The 18,599-nt window shown below is 72.0% G+C and carries 16 protein-coding genes; 8 read left to right on the forward strand and 8 right to left on the reverse strand.

The features are described from left to right. Nucleotides 1-21 precede the first annotated feature (21 nt). Both B7C62_10450 and B7C62_10455 read left to right on the forward strand, forming a co-directional pair. Complete coding sequence (locus tag B7C62_10450; GenBank protein ARF72647.1) at nt 22-1,869, forward strand: beta-N-acetylhexosaminidase; 1,848 nt, start codon at nt 22-24, stop codon at nt 1,867-1,869. A 179-nt stretch (nt 1,870-2,048) separates the two neighbouring features. Continuing rightward, nucleotides 2,049-2,690 (forward strand): hypothetical protein, encoded by a 642-nt coding sequence (locus B7C62_10455; protein ID ARF77085.1) that lies wholly within the window; start codon nt 2,049-2,051, stop codon nt 2,688-2,690. Between the two features lie 33 nt (nt 2,691-2,723). Here B7C62_10455 and B7C62_10460 read toward each other — a convergent pair whose 3' ends face one another. The 3 genes from B7C62_10460 to B7C62_10470 all read right to left on the reverse strand — a co-directional run bounded on the left by B7C62_10460 (nt 2,724) and on the right by B7C62_10470 (nt 8,677). Beyond that, on the reverse strand, nt 2,724-4,211 hold the full coding sequence (locus B7C62_10460; protein ID ARF72648.1) for an aminopeptidase: 1,488 nt from the start codon (nt 4,209-4,211) through the stop codon (nt 2,724-2,726). Nucleotides 4,212-4,334: 123 nt separating this feature from the next. After that, a complete protein-coding gene (locus B7C62_10465; protein ARF77086.1) occupies nt 4,335-4,706 on the reverse strand; it encodes a hypothetical protein in 372 nt (123 codons plus the stop codon). Between the two features lie 239 nt (nt 4,707-4,945). Beyond that, complete coding sequence (locus tag B7C62_10470; protein ARF72649.1) at nt 4,946-8,677, reverse strand: ABC transporter ATP-binding protein; 3,732 nt, start codon at nt 8,675-8,677, stop codon at nt 4,946-4,948. A gap of 196 nt (nt 8,678-8,873) precedes the next feature. Between B7C62_10470 and B7C62_10475 the strand changes: the two genes are divergently transcribed. Beyond that, nucleotides 8,874-9,263 carry an addiction module toxin RelE gene (locus tag B7C62_10475; protein ARF72650.1) on the forward strand — a complete coding sequence of 130 codons (390 nt, stop codon included), beginning with the start codon at nt 8,874-8,876 and terminating at the stop codon, nt 9,261-9,263. Next, a complete protein-coding gene (locus B7C62_10480) occupies nt 9,263-9,691 on the forward strand; it encodes a transcriptional regulator (protein ID ARF72651.1) in 429 nt (142 codons plus the stop codon). The genes B7C62_10475 and B7C62_10480 overlap by 1 nt, the downstream gene beginning before the upstream one ends. Before the next feature lie 21 nt (nt 9,692-9,712). On the opposite strand, the gene B7C62_10485 is transcribed toward B7C62_10480, so the two are convergent. Continuing rightward, nucleotides 9,713-11,395 carry an acetolactate synthase gene (locus tag B7C62_10485; protein ID ARF72652.1) on the reverse strand — a complete coding sequence of 561 codons (1,683 nt, stop codon included), beginning with the start codon at nt 11,393-11,395 and terminating at the stop codon, nt 9,713-9,715. Then, the gene (locus tag B7C62_10490) at nt 11,392-12,372 is read right to left on the reverse strand and encodes an agmatinase (protein ARF72653.1); all 981 of its coding nucleotides are present in this window, start codon (nt 12,370-12,372) and stop codon (nt 11,392-11,394) included. The genes B7C62_10485 and B7C62_10490 overlap by 4 nt, the downstream gene beginning before the upstream one ends. Before the next feature lie 133 nt (nt 12,373-12,505). Here B7C62_10490 and B7C62_10495 point away from each other — a divergent pair, with 133 nt between their 5' ends. Then, complete coding sequence (locus B7C62_10495; protein ID ARF72654.1) at nt 12,506-14,203, forward strand: hypothetical protein; 1,698 nt, start codon at nt 12,506-12,508, stop codon at nt 14,201-14,203. Nucleotides 14,204-14,606: 403 nt separating this feature from the next. Beyond that, entirely contained in the window at nt 14,607-14,996 is a 390-nt protein-coding gene (locus B7C62_10500) for a hypothetical protein (protein ARF72655.1), read from the forward strand. 54 nt (nt 14,997-15,050) lie between these two features. On the opposite strand, the gene B7C62_10505 is transcribed toward B7C62_10500, so the two are convergent. Continuing rightward, nucleotides 15,051-15,413: a hypothetical protein gene (locus B7C62_10505; protein ID ARF77087.1), complete on the reverse strand. Its 363-nt coding sequence runs from the start codon at nt 15,411-15,413 to the stop codon at nt 15,051-15,053. A 232-nt stretch (nt 15,414-15,645) separates the two neighbouring features. Beyond that, nucleotides 15,646-16,020, reverse strand: coding sequence for an NIPSNAP family protein (locus B7C62_10510; protein ARF72656.1), 375 nt, complete (start codon nt 16,018-16,020; stop codon nt 15,646-15,648). A 510-nt stretch (nt 16,021-16,530) separates the two neighbouring features. On the opposite strand from B7C62_10510, the gene B7C62_10515 reads away from it, so the two are divergent. Next, nucleotides 16,531-16,953, forward strand: a complete 423-nt coding sequence (locus B7C62_10515) for a hypothetical protein (protein ARF72657.1) — start codon at nt 16,531-16,533, stop codon at nt 16,951-16,953. 218 nt (nt 16,954-17,171) lie between these two features. Further along, nucleotides 17,172-17,384 (forward strand): hypothetical protein, encoded by a 213-nt coding sequence (locus B7C62_10520; GenBank protein ID ARF72658.1) that lies wholly within the window; start codon nt 17,172-17,174, stop codon nt 17,382-17,384. On the opposite strand, the gene B7C62_10525 is transcribed toward B7C62_10520, so the two are convergent. Further along, entirely contained in the window at nt 17,319-18,368 is a 1,050-nt protein-coding gene (locus B7C62_10525; GenBank protein ARF72659.1) for a hypothetical protein, read from the reverse strand. The two genes, B7C62_10520 and B7C62_10525, sit on opposite strands and share 66 nt — an antisense overlap. Nucleotides 18,369-18,599 lie beyond the last annotated feature (231 nt).

Here is an 18,599-nt window from a genome sequence, read left to right on the forward strand (position 1 = left end):
TCAGTCAGGGAAGGAGCTCACGTGCCCCACCGCACCTCACGACGCACCCTCCTCACCGCCACCGCCGCCGCCACGGTCGCAGCCGCCACCGGAGTCCTCGCCACCGGCACCGCATCCGCGCACCCCGCGTCCGGCCACCCCCACGACACCGCCTCCACCGACCGCCGACTGCGGCGGATCATCGCCGGAATGAGCCTGGAGGAGAAGGTCGGCCAGCTCTTCGTGATGCGGGTGTACGGGCACTCCGCCACGGACCCCGACCAGGCCGACATCGACGCGAACCTCCGGGAGATCGGGGTCCGCACCGCCGCCGAGCTGGTCTCCACGTACCACGTCGGCGGGATCATCTACTTCACCTGGGCGCACAACACCCGCGACCCGCACCAGATCGCCGCCCTCTCCAACGGCATCCAGCACGCCGCCCGCACCGCCCGCTCCGGCGTACCGGTGATCATCTCCACCGACCAGGAGCACGGCATCGTCTGCCGGGTCGGCGAGCCCGCCACGCTGCTGCCGGGCGCGATGGCGCTGGGTGCGGGCGGCTCGCGCTCCGACACCCGGCGGGCGGCCTGGATCGCGGGCACGGAGCTGGCCGCGCTCGGCATCAGCCAGAACTACGCGCCGGACGCCGACGTCAACGTCAACCCCGCCAACCCCGTGATCGGCGTCCGCTCCTTCGGCTCCGACCCCGAGGCGGTGGCCGGACTCGTCGCGGCGCAGGTGAAGGGGTACCAGGGCGCCGGGATCGCGGCCACCGCCAAGCACTTCCCCGGCCACGGCGACACCAACGTCGACAGCCACACCGGGCTGCCCGTCATCGAGCACACCCGGCCGGAGTGGGAGGAGCTGGACGCGCCGCCGTTCCGGGCCGCGATCCGGGCCCGTATCGACTCGATCATGACCGCGCACATCGTGGTCCCGGCGCTCGACCCGTCCGAGGACCCGGCCACGCTCTCCCGGCCGATCCTCACCGGCATCCTCCGCGAGGAGCTGGGCTACGACGGGGTGGTGGTCACGGACTCGCTCGGCATGGAGGGCGTACGGACGAAGTACGGCGACGACCGCGTCCCGGTCCTCGCGCTGCTGGCGGGGGTGGACCAGCTGCTGAACCCGCCGAACCTGTCCGTCGCGTGGAACGCGGTCCTGGAGGCGGTCAAGGGCGGCGAGATCAGCGAGGCGAGGGTCGATGAATCGATCCTGCGCATCCTGCGCCTCAAGACGAAACTGGGTCTCTTCCGCGATCCGTTCGTCAGCGGCCGGGGCGTCGACCGCACGGTCGGCATCCGCAGGCACCTCGCCGACGCCGACCGGATCGCCGAGCGCACGACGACCCTGCTCGCCGACCCCGGCGCCCTGCTCCCGCTCTCCCGCCGCAGCCACCGCAGGCTGCTGGTGGTGGGGGCCGACCCGGCGTCGCCGTCCGGCACGACGGGCCCGCCGACCACCACCCTGGCCGGTGCCTTCACCGAACTGGGCTTCACCGCGACGGCGTTGTCCACCGGTACGGCCCCGAACCCGGCGAGGACCGCCGAAGCCGTCGCCGCCGCACAGGGCAAGGACGCGGTGGTCGTGGCCACGTACAACCTCACCGCGGCCAGCACCCAGCTCGCCCTCGTCGACGCCCTCGTGGCGACCGGCGTCCCGGTGGTCGCCGTCGCGATCCGCAACCCGTACGACGCCGCGCACCTCACCGGTCGCGGGGTCGCCGCCGTCCTGGCGTCCTACTCCTGGACCGATGTCGAACTCCGCGCCGCCGCCCGGGTGATCGCGGGCCGCGCCGATCCGGAGGGCAGGCTCCCGGTCCCGGTCCAGCGGGCGGACGACCCGGCACAGGTGCTGTACCCGGTGGGCCACGGACTGTCGTACTAGCCCTACGCCCCCCGTACGGTCGCGGCCCCCGCCACCGACGCGAAAGCACCCCGCGCACCCGGCGTGGCCCCGCTCCGGCGGGCCGCGCCGGGTGTACGTCTGGACGGACGCATCGGGGGTTCACCATGGACGGAACGGACGCATACGCGCCCTCACCGGCCCCGCGGCGCCCTCGGCTCCTGCCGCCGGCCGTTCCGCTTCTGGGGGCGGCCGCGGCAGCGCTGCTCCTGCTGCTGACCGGCTGCCAGGCCCCTCGGGGCGGCGTCACCGACGACCGGGCCCCGGCTCTCCCCTCCCCCGTCCCCTCCCCGTACGGGGTCGTGTTCCTCGGCCCCGGCGACTGCAGTTCGCGCGGGCCCGAGATCCGGGAGGTCTCCTGCCGCAGCGAGAAGGCGCAGGCCACCGTCCTCGCCCGGCATCTGGGGTCCGCCGCGTCGGGCCCGCTCTGCCCGCCCGCCACCGACTTCGTGCTGCATATCTCCGAGACGGGCGAGGGCGCCCGTTCCCGCCTCACCAGCGGTTACGCCTGTATGCGGAACCTGGAGCCGCCGCATCCGGGCGACCCGGGGCAGGGCGGCGGTCCGCTGACCGTCGTCGGGGACTGTGTCACGGCCTCCCGCGCGGGCGAGGTGCGGGAGACCGCGTGCGACGGCTCGGGCGAACGGGCCCCGCAGTACCGGGTCACCTCGGCGGTGCAGCGGCGGGAGGAGTGCCCGGGGACGACGGACCTGTTCGTGTCGCTGCGGGGCGAGGCCCCGGTGGGCTGTGCCCGCCGGCTCCCGGTTGCGGGGGAAGCGACGGCGGGCACGGCCCACCCGTAAAGCCCTCCACTGACGAGGGCTACGGGAGCGGGACTACGGGCGCAGGACCTCGTCGCCGCGCTCGATCTCCCCGTTGCGCTGGTCCAGCCGCGTGTCGAACTTCGCCAGCGGCTTCGCCTTCGCCGGGTCCGACTGGACGGCCGCCGGGGCGACGCCCGCCCAGCGCTGGATGGCGGCGGTGGCCTTCGCCTTCTCGGCGTCGACGAGACCGGAGACCCGGGCGCCGTGGTTGCCGCCCGGCACGGTGAAGACGTGGCTGTCCTTTGCCCCGCGCCCGAGCCGGAAGGGCTCCGCACCCCACGGGTCGTTCTCCCCGTAGACGTACATCATCTGCCGGGCGTTGTTCTTCACCCAGCTGTCCACGTCCCGCATCGCGCCCCGGTCGAACTTCATGGGGATGGAGCGGGGCACGAAGTTGCGCGGGGGCTGGTAGCCGTAGCGGCTCAGATTGCCGAGCCAGGGCTGCTTGATGTCCGGCGATCCGAGCTGGGTGCCCGCCTGGTAGTAGTACGGGGTGTACGGCTCCAGGCCCTGGTCGGTGTAGAAGGAGAAGCCGGAGATCCCGTCGACGGAGTTCCAGATCTCCTCGTCGGTGGCGTTCCTGGCGTCGGCCGGGATCTGGTCGCAGTCACTGAGGTGGGAGTACTGCCAGAACGCCCAGACGTAGTCCATGACGGTGGCTTCGTAGGACCGGTCGAGGGAACCGGTGGTGGTGAAGGTCCAGCCGCCCGCCGCGGCCTCCTCCTTGTACTTCTTCTGGAGCGGGGCCCGGCGGATCAGCGCTTCGCGCTGCACCCCCTGGAGCCGGTCGCGGCACTCCTTGGTTCCGACGTTCCGGAAGAACCGGTCGTACGCGGAGTCCTCGCGGTCCACGACGTCGTTGGGCGCGACATAGGCGACGATGCCGTCCATGTCCTTGGGGTAGAACCGCTCGAAGTAGGTGGCGGTCATACCGCCCTTGGAGCCGCCGGTGGCCAGCCACTTCTTCGTGTAGATCTTCTTGAGCGCCGTGAAGACCCGGTGCTGGTCGCTGGCCGCCTGCCAGATGTCGAGCTTGGACCAGTCGGCGGGCGCCGGGCGCGACGGGGTGAAGAAGCGGTACTCCAGGGAGACCTGGTTCCCGTCGATGATCTGCGTCGGCTCGCTGCGGCTCGGGTTGGTGGAGACGTGGTAGCCGCTGGTGGCGAACACCGTCGGGCGGGAGGTGTCCTTGTGCAGCACGGTGATGCGCTGCTGGAACGTTCCCTTCGACGGACGCCGGTGGTCGACCGGCTGGGTGTAGTTGAGGACGAAGTAGCGGTAACCGGCGTAGGGCTTCTCCTCGATCAGGCTCATCCCCGGGATCGCCAGGATGCGGTCCTTGATGTCCTTGCTGCTCGACTCGGCGCTGATGGCGGCAGCGCCGCCGCTGCTCTTCGCGTCCGGTTCCGCGGCGGTGGCCGCACCGGCAGAGGCTCCCGTCGCCGCCACTGTGCCTATGAGCACCGCGAGCGACAGGGCCCCTGTGAGCACCTTGCGCATACACCCTCCCCTTCATTCACAACAGTCGCCGTGAACTTAGCGAGGGCAACGCACTCCACGCCAGACCCAGTTGGGCGTGTCCTGCTTCCTGACGCCTTCCGGCCGCTTCTTCCCGGCCGCCGGTCAGCACAGAATCCAGCCGGTGGAGACCGACTTCCCGGCGATCGATCCGGTGGCCCGGACGCAGCGGTTGAGGGCGTTCACGGTCACCGGACCGGCCATCCTGGTGTACGAACCGCTGTCGCTGACGACGCGTCCGCCGCGCGGCTGGAGCGTGACGCTCATCGAACGCCGCTTGCCCGGTTTCTTGGCGACGGTGACGGCACAGGCGTGGGCGCGGCTCTTGTAGACCCGCAGCTCCCCCGTGGCGAACGGCACGGTCTTCGCCGGCCGGCCCGAGCAGACGGACGCGGCACCGACGGCCGTGGCCGGGGCACCGAGGACGAGTCCGAGGCCGGCCAGCAGCGGCAGGAAGAGCAGGCGGGCCAGGAGCAGGCGCGCCGGGAACGGCCGTACCGCCACCGCTGCCGCCGCGGTCTCTCCGGTTCGCCCGGACCTGCCGGGTCTCTCCTGCCCCTGGGGTCCCCGGAATCCCGCCGCCCTGTCGAACACTTTTGCCCCCGCCTGACGTCTGTACGCACCTGTGCGTCCCTGGCTACGACGCAGCAGAGCCCCGAGAGGTTGCACGATCGGTTCCGGGGCGCGTCGCGGGACCGGGAAGGGCCGGGGACGCTTCAGACGCCGGCCGGTTCGTCCTCCCCCACGCCCTCCCCTATGAAGGTGCGCCACAGCCGGGCGTACTTCCCGTCCCGGGCCAGCAGCTCGTCGTGCGTCCCGTCCTCGGCGACGCGCCCCTGGTCCATCACCACGACCCGGTCGGCGCGGGCGGCGGTGGTCAGGCGGTGGGCCACCACCAGCGTGGTGCGGCGCCCGGCGAGCCGGTCGGTGGCCTGGTTGACCAGGGCCTCCGTGGCGAGGTCCAGGGCGGCGGTGGCCTCGTCCAGAAGCAGGATGTCCGGGTCGACGAGCTCGGCGCGGGCGAGCGCGATGAGCTGGCGCTGTCCGGCGGAGAGGTTGCGGCCGCGCTCGGCGACCTCGTGGAGGTAGCCGTCCTCCAGGGTGGCGATCATGTCGTGGGCGCCGACCGCGCGGGCGGCGGCCTCCACCCGGGCGTCGGTGGCGTCGGGCAGCCCGTAGGCGATGGCGTCGCGGACCGTACCGGCGAAGAGGTACGCCTCCTGGGGGACGACCCCGAGGCGGTGGCGGTAAGCGGTCATGTCGAGCCTGCGCAGGTCCGTGCCGTCGGCGGTGACCCGGCCTGCGGTGGGGTCGTAGAACCGGGCGACGAGCTTGACCAGGGTGGACTTGCCCGCGCCCGTCTCGCCGACGAAGGCGACGGTCTGCCCGGCCGGGATGTGCAGGTCGATGCCGGTGAGGGCCTCTTCCTCGTCCCCGTACGCGAAGGAGACGTCCTCGAAGGCGATCTCTCCGCGCAGCGACAGCACGTCCATCGGCTCCTCCGGGTCGGCGGTGGAGGTGGGTTCGCGCAGGAGCTCCTGGATGCGGCCGAGGGAGACGGTGGCCTGCTGGTAGCCGTCGAAGACCTGGGAGAGCTGCTGGACGGGGGCGAAGAACAGCTCGATGTAGAGGAGGTAGGCGACCAGCGCGCCGGTGGTCAGCGTCCCGGCCTCGATACGGCCCGCGCCGACGATGATGACGGCCGCCGCGGCGACGGAGGCCAGCAGCTGGACGAACGGGAAGTAGACGGAGATCAGCCACTGGCCGCGCACCCGGGCCCGGCGGTAGCCGTCGCTGCGCTCGGCGTACCGCGCGGCGCCGTCGTGCTCCCGGCCGAACGCCTGGACGATACGGAGGCCGGAGACGGACTCCTGGAGGTCGGCGTTGACCCCGCTGATGCGTTCACGGGCCAGTTCGTACGCCTTGACGCTGCTGCGGCGGAAGAAGAAGGTGCCGACGATCAGCACGGGCAGGGTCGCGAAGACGACCAGGGCGAGCTGGATGTCCAGGACGAGCAGGGCGACCATGATGCCGAAGAAGGTGACGACGGAGACGAAGGCGGTGACCAGGCCGGTCTGGAGGAACGTGGAGAGCGCGTCCACGTCCGTCGTCATCCGGGTCATGATCCGGCCGGTCAGCTCGCGCTCGTAGTAGTCGAGGCCGAGCCGCTGGAGCTGGGCGAAGATCTTGAGGCGGAGCGAGTAGAGCACCCGTTCGCCGGTCCGCCCGGTCATCCGGATCTCGCCGGTCTGGGCCACCCACTGGACGAGCACGACGGCCAGGGCGATCGCGGAGGCCGCCCACACCGCGCCGATCGACACCTGAGTGACGCCCTCGTCGATGCCGTACCGGATGAGGACCGGCAGCAGCAGGCCCATCCCGGCGTCGACGGCGACCAGCCCGAGGGCCAGGAGCAGGGCCCCGCCGAAGCCGCGCAGCAGCCGGCGCAGCCCGTACGACTCCTCGGGCCGCACGGCGCGCGCCTCGTCGACCTGCGGGGTGTCCGTGGCGGGCGGCAGGGCCTCGACCTGGGCGAGCAGCTCGGGGGTGGCGGGCATCCCGGCGACCGAGGCGCCCCGCTCCTCCTCCTTGCGAATCCAGAGCTGGGGCGTGATGCCGCGCTCGGCGTCGAACTCGGCGTCCAGCTCCTGCTGGAGGGCCCGGCCGCCGTCGGGGTCGGCCTCGGCGCGCACCGGCCGGTGGCCCGGGGACGTACCGCCGAGCTCGTCCGGGTCGGTGAGGAGGCGGCGGTAGAGGGCGGAGGTGCGCTCCAGCTCATCGTGGGTGCCGGTCGCGGCGAGCTTCCCGCCGTCCAGGACGGCGATGCGGTCGGCGAGCTGGAGGGTGGAGCGGCGGTGGGCGATGAGGAGGGTGGTGCGCCCCGCCATCACCTGTTTCAGCGCCTCGTGGATCTCGTGCTCGACGCGGGCGTCGACGGCGGAGGTGGCGTCGTCCAGGAGGAGGAGCCGGGGGTCGGTGAGGATGGCGCGGGCGAGGGCGACGCGCTGGCGCTGGCCGCCGGAGAGGGTGAGGCCGTGCTCGCCGACGGTGGTGTCGTACCCGTCGGGCAGCTCGGTGATGAACCCGTGGGCCTGGGCGGCGCGGGCGGCCTGCTCGATCTGCTCCTGGGTGGCGTCGGGGAAGCCGTAGGCAATGTTGGCGCGGACGGTGTCGGAGAAGAGGAAGCTGTCCTCGGGGACGAGCCCGATGGCGGAGCGCAGGGACGCCTGGGTGAGCTCGCGGACGTCGTGGCCGCCGATCAGGACGGCGCCGTGGGAGACGTCGTAGAAGCGGGGCACCAGGAGCGAGACGGTGGACTTGCCGCTGCCGGAGGCGCCGACGATCGCGACGGTCTCGCCGGGTTCGACGGTGAGCGAGAACCCGTCGAGGACGGGCCGGTCATCCTCGTACCCGAACCGTACGTCGTCGAACTCGATCCCGGCCGGGGCGTCGGCGGGCAGCTCCTTCGTCCCGTCCGTCATGGAGGGTTCGGTGTCGATGAGTTCCAGGACGCGTTCCACCCCGGCGCGGGCCTGCTGGCCGACGGTGAGGACCATGGCGAGCATCCGGACCGGGCCGACGAGCTGGGCGAGGTAGGTGGAGAAGGCGACGAAGGTGCCGAGGGTGATCTCGCCCCGGGTGGCCAGCCAGCCGCCGAGGGCGAGCATGGCGACCTGGCCGAGCGCGGGCACGGCCTGGAGGGCGGGGGTGTAGCGGGAGTTCAGCCGGATGGTGCGCAGCCGCCCGGCGAAGAGCCGTCGGCCGACCTCGCGGAGTTTGCCGGTCTCCTGGTCCTCCTGCCCGAACCCCTTGACGACCCGGACCCCGGAGACGGCCCCGTCGACGACCCCGGCGACGGCGGCGGCCTGGCCCTGGGCGTACCAGGTGGCGGGGAAGAGCCGGGCCTTGGAGCGGCGGGCGATGAGCCAGAGGGCGGGGGCGACGGCGAGGGCGACGAGGGTGAGCGGCAGGGAGAGCCACGCCATGATCACCAGGGACATGAGGAAGAGCAGGATGTTCCCGATGGTCATCGGGAGCATGAACAGCAGCCCCTGGATGAGCTGGAGGTCGCTGGTGGCCCGGCCGACGACCTGCCCGGTGGAGAGCTCGTCCTGCCGTTTGCCGTCGAGCCGGGTGATCGTCGCGTACATGTCCGTACGCAGGTCGTGCTGGACGTCGAGGGCGAGCCGGCCGCCGTAGTAGCGGCGGATGTAGGTGGCGATGTAGACGAGGACGGCGGCGCCGACGAGGAGGCCGGTCCAGAGCGCGAGCGAGCGGGTGCGGTCGGTGACGACGTCGTCGATGATCACCTTGGTGATCAGCGGGACGAGGGCCATGACGGCCATCCCGGCGAGCGAGGAGCCGAGCGCGAGCAGGACGTTGCGCCGGTACCGCCACGCGTACCCGGTCAGCCGCCGGCCCCACCCCTGTCGCTCTGCGCCCGTCACGCGTTGCCTCCCGCTCCCGCACGTCCGACCCGATCTTCCGGAAGGCACCAACAGCGCGGGGAGCGGATTTCATCCCTCCGCAACAAATCGGGGGCGCGGAGGGAGCCATGGCAACCATCCGGAAGGGATCACCCTTGCGGGTGACTGCGGAGAGAAGGCAGGCGCCATACACTGAAGCATCTATACGTTTCGATGTATGGATACGCCCTATGTGATCGAGATCGAACCCGAGGTTCGGCTGTGGCTGATGAACCTGCCGTACAACGACTTCCTCGTGGTCGAGCACGTCGCCGAGCTGTTGCGGGAGCACCCCACGACCCTCGGGGAGCCGTACTCCCGGCACCTCGGCGACGGCGTCCGCGAGCTGCGGTTCAGCCTCGGCCGACGGGGGTTCGCGACCCGGATTCCGTATTGGCTCGCACCGGATCGCCGGATCGTTCTGCTTACCGTCTTCCGCAAGACCCGGCAGCGGGAGACGGCCGAGGTCGCCCGCGCCAAACGTGCCAAGGCGCTCTGCGCGAGCGAGCACCAACCGGCTCACGATGTGTTCACGCGCACAGCCGACGAGGAGAAGGAGAAGCGGTAATGGTCAGCCACGCACGCTGGAAGCTCGCCCGCGACGAGAAAGTCGCCCAGGGGATCGCCGAGGCCCCCGAGGTGGAGCGGCGGCGCGAGGAGATCTCTCTCGCGTTCGACCTCGGGCAGGCCGTGTACGACCGCCGGGTCGCTCTCGGCCTCTCGCAGACCGAGCTGGCCCGGCGCGCCGGTATGAAGCAGCCGCAGGTCTCGAAGCTGGAGCTCGGCGGCACGGTCCCCACCGTGCCGCTGCTGGCTCGGCTGGCCCGCGCCATGGACGCGGTGTTCCGGTTGGAGCTGTTCGGGAGCAGCATCCGCGTGACGTTCACCGATCTGGACGGTGCCCCCTCGGAGCAGGCCGCCCCGGAGCCCGCCTCCACCGCCGCAGCGGAGGCAGAGGTGGACACGGGCGCGGAGAGGACGGCGGCCACGGGCTGAGGGTCTCCGCCCCCGCCCGCCCTACAGATGCGTCGGCTCGAACATCCGCAGCAGCGCCGGAAACACGACGACGGACGGCCCCGGGGTGGCCAGGGCCTTGCCGAGATCCGCGGCGAGCGACTCCGGAGTGGTCCGGACGGCCGGTACGCCGAAGGACTCGGCGAGGGCGACGAAGTCCGGGCGGGCCAGCTCGGTCCCCGTCGTCTCGCCGTAGGCGTCCGTCATGTACTCGCGCAGGATGCCGTAGCCCCCGTCGTCCACGATCAGCCAGGTCAGCGGCGCGTCGTACTGCCGCGCGGTGGCCAGCTCCGCGATCGAGTACATCGCCCCGCCGTCGCCGGAGACCGCGAGCACCGGAGTGGTCGGGTCGGCGGCGGCAGCGCCGATGGCCGCCGGGAAGGCGTAGCCGAGGCCGCCCGCGCCCTGGGCGGAGTGCATGGTGTTGGGGCGCCGGGCGTCGAAGGCGGACCAGGCCCAGTAGGACAGGATCGTCATGTCCCAGAAGCTGGGCGATCCGTCGGGCAGCGCCTGCCGGACGGCGGCGAGGACCTGCTGCTCCAGGGTGAGGTCCTGCGCCTCGATCCGGACCCGTACCTTCTCCAGCACCGTACGTACGCGTTCGGCGGCGTCCGGGTCCTCGCGGCGCTCGACGGCCTCCAGCAGGTCGGACAGTGCCTCGCGGGCGTCGGAGTGGATGCCGAGCGCGGGGTGGTTGGACTCCAGCTTCCCGGCGTCCGCCTCGATCTGGATGACCCGGCCGCGCGGGCGGAAGGTGTGGTAGTTCGAGGAGAGCTCGCCGAGCCCCGAGCCGACGACGAGCAGGACGTCCGCGTCCTCCAGGAAGTCGGTGGTGTGCCGGTCCTCCAGCCAGGAGCGCAGCGAGAGCGGGTGCTCCCAGGGGAAGGCGCCCTTGCCGCCGAAGGTGGTGACGACGGGCGCGTCGATCCGCTCGGCCAGCGCGCGCAGCTTGCCGGAGGCGTCGGACCGTACGACCCCGCCGCCCGCGATGATCACCGGCCGCTCGGCGTTCGACAGCAGGTGGGCGGCGGCGATCGTCAGCTCGGGGCGCGGGTAGAGCTCGCGCGGGGTGGCGTCCATGGCGCTGACGACCGGCAGGGTGGTCTCCGCGAGCAGCACGTCCTGCGGGATCTCCACCCAGACCGGCCCGTGCGGGGCGGTCAGCGCGGACTCCCAGGCGGCGGCGATCGCGGACGGGATCTGCGAGGCGGCCCGCACGGTGTGCACGGACTTCACGATGTCCCGGACGGATGCCTGCTGGTCGCGCAGCTCGTGCAGATAGCCGTGGCGCCCGCCGCCGAGCCCCGCCGTGGGGACCTGGCTGGCGATCGCCAGTACGGGGGCGGAGGCGGAGGCCGCCTCCTGGAGCGCGGCGAGCGAGGTGAGCGCGCCGGGCCCGGTGGAGAGCAGCAGCGGCGCCACTTCACCGGTGATCCGGCCGTACGCGTCGGCGGCGAACCCGGCGTTGTTCTCGACGCGGAGTCCGACATACCGCAGCGAGGAGCGGCGCAGCGCGTCGAACATGCCGAGCGCGTGCTGTCCGGGCAGCCCGAAGACGGTGGTCGCGCCGAGCCCCTGGAGCGACTCGACGACGAGGTCACCGCCGGTACGGCCGGGCGGCGGGGTCAGTACGGCGGCGGCCTGGGCGGGGCTGAGCTGCGGCCGGTCGTCGTGATCGTGGCTCACCGGGCGTCCCCGGCGGCCTTCTCCGCCGCGATCTGGCGGGACATGATCGTCGTCAGCTCGTACGCGGTGTGGGAGGCGGCCACGGAGGTGATCTCGGCGTGGTCGTACGCGGGCGCCACCTCGACCAGGTCGGCGGAGACCAGGTGGCAGGAGGAGAGCCCGCGCAGGATCTCCAGCAGCTCGCGCGAGGTGAGGCCGCCGGCCTCGGGGGTGCCGGTGCCAGGGGCGTGCGCCGGGTCCAGGACGTCGATGTCGATGGAGATGTAGAGCGGCCGGTCCCCGATGCGCTGGCGCAGCTGGTCGGCGATCTCGTCGACGCCGCGCCGCATGACGTCGGCGGAGGTGACGATGCCGAAGCCCATCTTCTCGTCGTCGGTCAGGTCCTGCTTGCCGTAGAGCGGGCCGCGGGTGCCGACGTGGGAGAGGGCGGAGGTGTCGAGGATGCCTTCCTCAACGGCCCGGCGGAACGGGGTGCCGTGGGTGTACTCGGCGCCGAAGTAGGTGTCCCAGGTGTCCAGGTGCGCGTCGAAGTGGAGCAGGGCGACGGGCCCGTGCTTCTTGGCGACGGAGCGCAGGAGGGGCAGGGCGATGGTGTGGTCGCCGCCGAGGGTCATCAGGCGGGCGCCGGTGTCCAGCAGGTCGTCGGCGGCGGCCTCGACGGTCTCGACGGCCTCGTTGATGTTGAACGGGTTGGCCGCGATGTCCCCGGCGTCCGCGACCTGCGCGAGGGCGAACGGGGAGGCGTCCTGGGCCGGGTTGTACGGGCGCAGCAGCCGGGACGCCTCACGGATCGCGTTGCCGCCGAAGCGGGCGCCGGGCCGGTAGGAGACCCCGCTGTCGAAGGGCACACCGACGACGGCGACATCGGCCCGCCCGACCTCGTCGAGCCGGGGCAGCCGGGCGAACGTCGCGGGTCCGGCGTACCGCGGGACGCGGGAGGAGTCGACGGGGCCGCGCGGCGATTCGGTGCTGCTCATGGGGGTGTGCCTTTCCTTCGGGTTCGTACGGTGTCCAGTGTGCGGGGTGCGGGCAGACACGGGTGCGAGGAAGACGGTAGGTGGCCCGGGGGCAGGGCAGAAGTGTACGTTTCCTCCACCGGAACCGCCCCGAATGGACGAACCATCCATGCCATCGCCCACACCGCCCTCCGTGACCACCCCGGGCCCGCCCGCCCCGGGCCCGCCCACTCCCCCCGTCCCGCTCGCCGCCCTGCTCGCCCGCGAGGAGCTGGGCCTGCGCCGGATCGCGGGCCCGGCCGACGCCGATCTGCTCTGGGTGCACACCTCGGAGATGGCCGACCCCTACCCGTACCTTCTGGGCGGTGAGCTGCTGCTGAGCGCCGGGGTGCTGCTCACGGACACGGACCCGGAGCGCTATGTGGCGCGGCTGGTGGAGGCGGGGGCGGCGGCGCTGGGGTTCGGGGTGCGGCCGGTGCACGAGAGCGTTCCGGAGGCGCTGGTCGAGGCGTGCGACCGGCACGGCCTGCCGCTGCTGGAGGTGCCGCCGGAGACCCCGTTCACGACGATCGCGCGGGCAGTGTGGCGGCTGATGGCCGAGGCCCGCCACCGCGAGCTGCGCCGGGTGACCCGCGCCCAGCAGGCCCTGGCGACGGCGGCGGCCCGGCCCGACCCCGTACCGGCGGTCCTGCACCGGCTGGCGGCGCGGCCGGGCGGCCGGGCGGTCCTGCTGACGGCGAGGGGCGAGGAGCTCCACGCGGCGGGCCGCCGCCCGTCCCCCGAGGTGACGGCGGCGCTGACCCGCCTGGCCCGCGTGGTCGCCCGCGAACGCCCCGGCTCCCCCGCCTCGGCCACCGACACCCACGGCGACACGCATCTGTCGGCGTACCCGCTGGGCGGCGGCGAGGGCCTGACGCTGGCCCTGGCGACCGACCGGAGGGAGCCGGGCGACCACACGGTGGCGGGAATCGCGGCGGTGCTGCTCTCCCTGCTGACGGCCCCGCACCAGGGGGCGGACGCGGCGGACCGCTCGGCCGCGCTCGTACGGCTGCTGCTCGGCGCCCCGCCCGCCGAGGTGGCCCCACTGCTGGCCGGTACGGGCGCGGGGCCCGGGGAGGAGGACACCCCCCGGTCCGTGGTCCACACCCGCCGGGAGGAGGAGCCCCTCTGGACCGTGGTGCACGCCCGCCGGGAGGAGGAGCCCCTCTGGACCGTGGTGCACGCCCGCCGCACGGACGGCACGAGGGCGGACCCGCTCACGGCCGGGGCACTGGGGGCGTCGCTGGGTTCGCCGCTGGTGGACGCGGGGCAGGACAGGGACGCGGTACGGGTGTTGCTTCCGGGGGCGGTCCGGGAGCCCGGGGACGTCGTACGGGATTCCCGGGGCGCCGTACGGGAGCCCCAGGGCACTGCGCGGGAACCCCGGGATGCCGTACGGGAGCCCTCCCCTCTCGCCCCGCACCCCGGCTGGACCCTGGGCGCCTCCTCCCCCACCCCCCTCTCCGACCTGGCCGCCGCCGACCTCCGGGCGGCCCGCGCCCTGGCCCACGCGGAGGCGACCCGCACCCCTCTGACGGTGGACGCCCCCGTCACGGGCCTGGCCGCCCTGATCCCGCCCGACCAGGCCGCCGCCCACGCCCGCGCCCTCCTCGCCCCGCTCACCCCACCCCTCGCCGACACCCTGCGCTGCTGGCTCTCCCTGCACGGCAGTTGGGACCGCACAGCGGTGGCCCTCTCCGTCCACCGCAACACCGTCCGCCAACGCATCGGGCGGTGCGCGGAGTTGCTCGGCATGGACCTGGACGACATGGACGTACGGGCGGAGTTGTGGTTCGCCCTGCGGCGGGAGTAGGCGGACGACACGCCCGGTAACGGGCCAGGACCAGGACCAGGCAAGCCTTGCCTTCCTGGTGGCAGGGCTGGCGGGCTGCTGCCATGGGTGCATGACGAAGCAGAAGACGAGACCGCGTCCGTCCCTGGAATTCCGTTGCGGGCCCGTGCACTTGACCGTCGACCGCATCCCCGGGTGGCTGATGGCAGCCCTCGCCACGGCCACGGGAAGCGGACTCGCCGCGTGGCTCACGTCGCGGTGACAAGCCGAGGCCGGCCCGGATCAGCCCGAAGCGCCCGGGGGCACCTTGCCGACCGCGCCCTGGAGCGGAGCCGGTACGGAAGTACTCGGCTGCGGCGTTCACCGGAGCCCCGCACCGGGCCATCGGGTCATCGGGTCATGCGGGGCGGGATAGCATCCGCAGATGACTGCTGGGGTGCTGATCCTGTTGGGGGTCATCGTCCTGGGCGCAGTCGCCGCGATCGGCGGGGGACTCCTTGAACTGCTCGCTCTCGCGAGAATCAGGAAAAAGGGAGTGCGGGCGGTTGCGGTGTGCCGCGGCCATGTGTGGGGCCCTGGCAAGACCTTCCATCTCCAGTTCACCGATACGGGCGGCGCCCGGCACTCGATCTGGACGACGAACCCATGCGTCGAGGGGCATGAGTACGAAGTGCTCTACAACGCTTCTCGGCCCAGCAGTTGGGCCCTCGCACCCGTGCGGCTGTGGGACCCGTCCCGGCCACGTCAGGTGGGCATGCTCCTCGGCTCGGCCGGAGTCGTGGTGCTGGCGGCGATCGTGCTGGTCATGGAGTAGCGGGGAACGGCGCGTCCGGCTCCGGGCAGCCCCGTTCTCCCGTCCACCGTCACCTCAACCGGACTTGGAGACCTCGAAGCCGTACCACTTGTCGACGTTGACGGCGAAGTAGAGCACCGGGTCCCAACCGCTCCGCGCCACGCGCAGCTCCGCCATCTGGCTGCGATCGGAGAACGACCCACCGGCATCGATGGCCAGGTCGATGGCCTCCACGGTGTCGGTCTCGACACTGCCCAGCTGTTCCGGTTCCCATGTCCCGCTCCCCGACAGCCTTCCGTTGCCCGGAGGCGGGTCGACGAAGGAGAAACGGATGGCGCTACGGGGAATCCCGGACATCTCGAACCGGCCGTCCGCACGCAGGTCCACCCGCGCACCGCCGCTTCCGGTCCACACTCCGACGATCTGCGAACGGTCGATGCGTTCAGGCTGCTCGGAGAGCAGCGCGAGACAGCCGCCCACGACGAACAGGCCCGGAACTGCCATCGCGATGGCGACAGCGGCCATGACCTTGCTCCGGGCACTCCACCGCGTCACTCGACACTCACCACCCAGGCATCGGTTCCCCCGCGCCGGACCCCCGCACATGTCCCGAACGCGCGCTCGACTCACCGTACCAACAGGCCATACCCGCCCGGCGCCGCCCCTGCTCTCAGAGCAGCGGCTCCGGCTCTCCGGCCGCCGTCCCGGATGCGGATGCGGTGTCGGCCGCCGCGAGGTCGCCGGGAAGCAACGGACGCATGAAGGTGCGCTCGTACCGCAGGACGCATCCGCTGTCGTCGCGGATACGGTCCGCCGCGATGAACTCGGGGTCCCGGCCGAAGCGATGCCGGTACTCCTCGTAGGCGGCCAGGCTGGGGAAGCTGAAAAGCGCCAGGGCCTCGTCGCTGGCGCCCTCCGCCGGAAGAAAGTAGCCGTGGTGCGTACCCCCGCGGGCCTGCACCAGCTCCATCCAGCGCTTGCCGAACCGCTCGAAGGCCGTGATCTTCTCCGGGTCGATGGTGTACCGCACGACGCATGTGATCATGGATCAAGGCTAGTACTCCAGCCGGGGCGGGTGCGGTCGACCGATGAGGGGCCAACCTGATCCCCCCTGCCAGAGCCCGGACATGCGAGCCGTCAACAGCGCAGTGCTCAAGATCCAGCAGCTCGGCGCGGCACAGCTCGGCCAGCAGGACTGCGTGCAGGCGCGGCCAGACGCCGGCCTCGCGTCCAGTCCCGAAGCCGACGCCAGGCCGTCACCCCGGAACAGCCGACCGTTTCGGCCGGGACGTCGCGCCAGGCGACACCGGTCCGATGCGGGGCACGCGGACCTTCTCCAGCACGGGTTCAACTGCGGCGAGTCCCCGCGCAGATCATGGCGGCAGAAGAGGAAGCCTCAATTCCGTGCGCAGGCCGCAGAATGCGCCGGGCTGATTACCTCGGAGGTAATTGTTTGCCTCCCGAGGGGCCGCCTACGTTCTGCACTGTCCGGCGGCGCCACGAAAGGGCCGCCTTCTTATACGGGCAACTCCCTGTGCACGAGAGGAAAACGATCATGGCTTCGACGCAGTACGACGGGATCACCTCCCACGCGAAAGCGACGGGCTCCGACGGATTCGCAAGAATGGCGCTCAAGCTGGACGCGGTGGCCACCGGCCTCAACGGCATCGCGTACGTGGCACTCGCCACGGTCCTCGACTCCTTCTTCGGCATCGCGACGGCAGTCCAGTACCCGGTCGGGACATTCCTGCTCCTTTACGCGCTGGGAGTGCTCGCCATCGGGACGCGTAAGGAGATCAACCGCACGGGGCTGACGGCGGTCATCGTGACGAACCTGCTGTGGGTGGTGCTCAGTCTGGTGGTGCTGATCACCGGCGCGCTGTCTCCGACTGGTGTCGGCGCGGCCTGGATCGTGCTGCAAAGTCTGACGGTCGGCGGCTTCGCAGCCCTCCAGTACGTCGGGCTCAAGCGACTGTGAGATCGTCCGGAACGATGCCGACAAGAATGAGGACGGCAACCAATGAACGGCCGCAAGAGACCCATCCCGCCTCGGGATTGGTGAGCCCGCATACTGAGGTGTCGCGTATTCAGCGGCTGGGCCGATCTTTGGTTATGGCTGTCACCGGTGGCGGTGGTCCGGCGCGGGTCAATATGGCCCCGCCATGCGTCTTGGTCGTCCGCCTCGGGCATACCGATGTGGTCGGAGACCAGAACTTCGAGGACGGCACGGTTCACCGTAATCGTGCCGACGCGTCCCTCGTCGTCACCGAGATCCTGCCGCAGACCGGCCACCGCACCCTGCCCGGACTCAACCATGGCGCCGTCGTCATGGCTCCGAAGAAGTCAGGCGGCCGCCCGCAGGTCCAGGGTCCGTGTGCGGCAGTCGCGGCAGTGGCCGGGGGTGGGTGAGCGGAAGGCGCGTTCGCAGCCGTCACAGGTCTGGAAGGGGGTGACAGGTGCGCGGCGGGGCGGGGCGAGTTCCAGGGTGCCGGGGAGAGGTGGCGGGAGGAGGGTGGTGAGGCGGTGCTTGACGAGGTGCGCGGGGTATTTGACGGGCTGGGGTGGGTTGTTGGTGAGGATGTGGCGGATCGTGTCGGGGTGGGCGTCGCGCTCCAGCCAGGCGGCGACCCCGGGGGCCAGTTGCTGGACCTGTGCCTCGGAGAGGATGAACTGCGGTGCGTGGTTGCGGAGATCGCTGAGGAGCGCGGTGGCGGCGCGGGCGAGTTCCGGGGTGAGTTCGCGGGGGTGAGGGAGCGGCGGGCGCGGGGGCTTGGGTGCGGTCGGGGGCGGCAGGCGGGGCGCGAAGGCCGCTGTGGGCGGGGGAAGTTCCTCCGGTACGGGGGTGGGGGCGGGGCCGAGGCCGGGGTCCGGGTCGGGCGTCTGCGGTACGAGTACGGGTACGGGGAGTTCTGCGGGTGCCTCTGGTACCGGGGCTGGGAGCGGCACCGGAGGCAGGGGCGGCTGCGGCTGCGGCGGCAGGGGTACCGGCGGCTCGGCTGCCGCTGTGGCCGCTCGGGGCCGTAACAGGGCCGCAGGCTGGTTGCAGAAGACCGTGCGGGTGACGATCCGGCCGTTGGGCAGCCGCGTACGGGCGCGTTGCAGGTAGCCGTGGGCCTCCAGCTCGCGCAGGGCGGTGGCGATGAGTTTTTCGCCCTCGGGGAAGCGGGCGGCGAGGGCTTTGATGCCGACTTCGGTGCCCTGGGGCAGGGACTGGATGCGTACGGCGAAGCCCACGGCGGTGGTGCTGAGGGTGGGGTGCTGGGCGAGGTCGTTGCCGACGACGGTGAAGCGGTCGGTGTGCCGGATGGTGACGTGGAGGACGCCACGGGCCGGGAGAGGCCCGGGAAGCTCTGCCAGGGCACGGGTGAGGGCAGTATTCTGCTGGGTATCCATCGGGAAGGGGTTCTGCTTCCTTGGTGGTCAGGCCCTCGATCGGGATGGCTGTCCCGGCCGGGGGCCGACGTATGTGTGTGGTCTGGTGGCGTGAGCATATGCCTGCCAACCGGTACGAAATCCAGCCCAGTTGGCAAACCTCACCCGTGTGAGTGACGAACCCCCGGGGGTTGTCAGGTGGACGCCGGGGTGGGTTGGGTGGGGTGGGTTCTTTCTCTTGGTTCTTTAGGT

Origin of the sequence: Kitasatospora albolonga, assembly GCA_002082585.1 — a bacterium.
Taxonomy (GTDB): Bacteria; Actinomycetota; Actinomycetes; order Streptomycetales; family Streptomycetaceae; genus Streptomyces; species Streptomyces stephensoniae.

Bases quoted from the DNA above. Each gene is read 5' to 3' on its own strand.
- B7C62_10460 (ARF72648.1), bottom strand. From the start codon at position 4,211: ATGCGCAAGGTGCTCACAGGGGCCCTGTCGCTCGCGGTGCTCATAGGC.
- B7C62_10475 (ARF72650.1), top strand. From the start codon at position 8,874: ATGGATACGCCCTATGTGATCGAGATCGAACCCGAGGTTCGGCTGTGG.
- B7C62_10480 (ARF72651.1), top strand. From the start codon at position 9,263: ATGGTCAGCCACGCACGCTGGAAGCTCGCCCGCGACGAGAAAGTCGCC.
- B7C62_10490 (ARF72653.1), bottom strand. From the start codon at position 12,372: ATGAGCAGCACCGAATCGCCGCGCGGCCCCGTCGACTCCTCCCGCGTC.
- B7C62_10495 (ARF72654.1), top strand. From the start codon at position 12,506: ATGGACGAACCATCCATGCCATCGCCCACACCGCCCTCCGTGACCACC.
- B7C62_10500 (ARF72655.1), top strand. From the start codon at position 14,607: ATGACTGCTGGGGTGCTGATCCTGTTGGGGGTCATCGTCCTGGGCGCA.
- B7C62_10510 (ARF72656.1), bottom strand. From the start codon at position 16,020: ATGATCACATGCGTCGTGCGGTACACCATCGACCCGGAGAAGATCACG.
- B7C62_10515 (ARF72657.1), top strand. From the start codon at position 16,531: ATGGCTTCGACGCAGTACGACGGGATCACCTCCCACGCGAAAGCGACG.
- B7C62_10525 (ARF72659.1), bottom strand. From the start codon at position 18,368: ATGGATACCCAGCAGAATACTGCCCTCACCCGTGCCCTGGCAGAGCTT.